The sequence below is a fragment of the Roseicyclus sp. genome (assembly GCF_052168335.1).
Classification (GTDB): Bacteria; Pseudomonadota; Alphaproteobacteria; order Rhodobacterales; family Rhodobacteraceae; genus Roseibacterium.
In genome coordinates this window covers 1-1,479 of sequence record NZ_JBQLZP010000543.1, presented here as the reverse complement: position 1 = coordinate 1,479, position 1,479 = coordinate 1, and the positions used below count along the sequence as shown (strand labels likewise).

Here is a 1,479-nt window from a genome sequence, read left to right as displayed (position 1 = left end):
CCTCCGACGTCTTGAAGCCGAGCGAGATGAGGTCATGCGCCGAGTAGCCGGATGGATCTTCCGGGTCCGAATAGCCGTCGGTCGCGAGGTCGCCGCCCTTCGGGCTGACGATGTCGACCTCGTATCCCGCCTCGGTGAAGACCCACCAGGGATGCGTGAGCTCGGCCCACCAGAAGCCGACCGGCCAGCCCGTCGTGGGCGAGACGCCGGGATTGGCCGCGATCAGGAGGACGCGTTTCCTGGAGTGGATGTCGATGGCTGCGGTCATGGGGCTCTCCGGTTCAGAGGGTTCGTGTTCGGGGGTAGACGAAGCGCGCGATCCGGGGCGTGAGCCAGGGCATGACCACGTAGGTCATCAGGCCCACCTGGATCGCGACGGTGATCAGAAGGCGCAGGGCGAGCGGCCAGCCCGCCATGAAGGGCCCGAGCGCGAGGGTCAGCGCGAGGACGAGCGCGAAGACGACCCCGGTGAGCACCAGCGCCATCCGGTGCGGCGAGGGCTGCGGAACCCGCGTGCCGGGGGGCGGGTCGAACCAGAACTCGAGGCCCGTCATCCGCTCCCACGCGGCGTCGCCTTCGAAGAGGGCCGCGCCCTCCGCCAGCATCCGCGCGCGGAAGCCGGACCGCTCGAAGGCCTCGAGACGGGCGAGGCTGTCGAAGCGGAACACGCTCCGGTAGACACCCTCGGCCCCGGGCCGGTGGAACTCGGCGCCCAGATAGCCCTCGAAGTCTCGTGCGGCGCCCTCGGTCAGCCGCGCGAGCCAGGCCTCGTATTCGACCTCGCGCCCGGGCCGCACCTTTCGCCGGACGACGACCGTGACCGGCTCGCTCATGCCCCGGCCGCCGGCAGGTCGTACCAATCGGGCTTCGACGGCTCCCAGAGGTTCCGGACGATCCGCTTGCCCGTCGGCCCGTCGATCAGGCCTGCCGAGACCAGCCAGCGCCCCGCGGGCGTCACCTCCTTCAGCACCCGCGCGCCGCAGGTGCCGCAGAAGGCGCGGCGCGAGGTCTCCGACGACTGGTACCAGACCAGCGCCTCGGCGCCCTCGAGCGCGATCTCGGAGACGGGGGCCGCAAGGAAGGCGTTGAAGTTGCCGTGCATCTTCTGGCAGTCGCCGCAATGGCAGGCCAGCACGCCGGCTGCCTCGGCGGGAAGCGTGATGCGGACGGCGCCGCAGTGGCAGGAGGCGTGGAGGGTCTCGGTCATCTTGGTCTTCCTTCAGGACACGGCGGCGAAGGCCCAGTCGCGGCCCTTGCCGCGCGCGAGGGCCTGGTTGATCCAGACGAGGGCGAAGGGCTCGAGCAGGCGGGCCTTGGCGATGCCGCCCGCGTCGAGCGGGTCGAAGCCGAGCTCGCGCAGCAGCCCGGCGACGGCGTCCTTGGCGGCATCGTCCTCGCCCGCCATCAGCATTGCGGGCCGGAAGGGCAGGTGGCCGTTCCCCGCCATGATCTCGGCGCCGACCTGGTTCAGCGTCTTGA

General features: G+C 71.1%; 2 protein-coding genes and 2 pseudogenes. All 4 read right to left on the bottom strand.

Annotated features, from left to right (window positions below; translation table 11 throughout):
- A pseudogene (locus tag ACTS11_RS16620) lies at positions 1–268 on the bottom strand (hypothetical protein); the annotation flags it as partial.
- A gap of 13 nt (positions 269–281) precedes the next feature.
- Positions 282–833 (bottom strand): antibiotic biosynthesis monooxygenase, encoded by a 552-nt coding sequence (locus tag ACTS11_RS16615; protein ID WP_442641413.1) that lies wholly within the window; start codon positions 831–833, stop codon positions 282–284.
- Positions 830–1,207: a GFA family protein gene (locus ACTS11_RS16610; RefSeq protein ID WP_442641412.1), complete on the bottom strand. Its 378-nt coding sequence runs from the start codon at positions 1,205–1,207 to the stop codon at positions 830–832. Before ACTS11_RS16610 ends, ACTS11_RS16615 begins: the two co-directional genes overlap by 4 nt.
- 12 nt (positions 1,208–1,219) lie before the next feature.
- Positions 1,220–1,479: pseudogene (locus tag ACTS11_RS16605) on the bottom strand (hypothetical protein); the annotation flags it as partial.

Coding starts and splice junctions, on each gene's coding strand:
- ACTS11_RS16610 (WP_442641412.1), bottom strand. CDS start 1,207: ATGACCGAGACCCTCCACGCCTCCTGCCACTGCGGCGCCGTCCGCATC.
- ACTS11_RS16615 (WP_442641413.1), bottom strand. CDS start 833: ATGAGCGAGCCGGTCACGGTCGTCGTCCGGCGAAAGGTGCGGCCCGGG.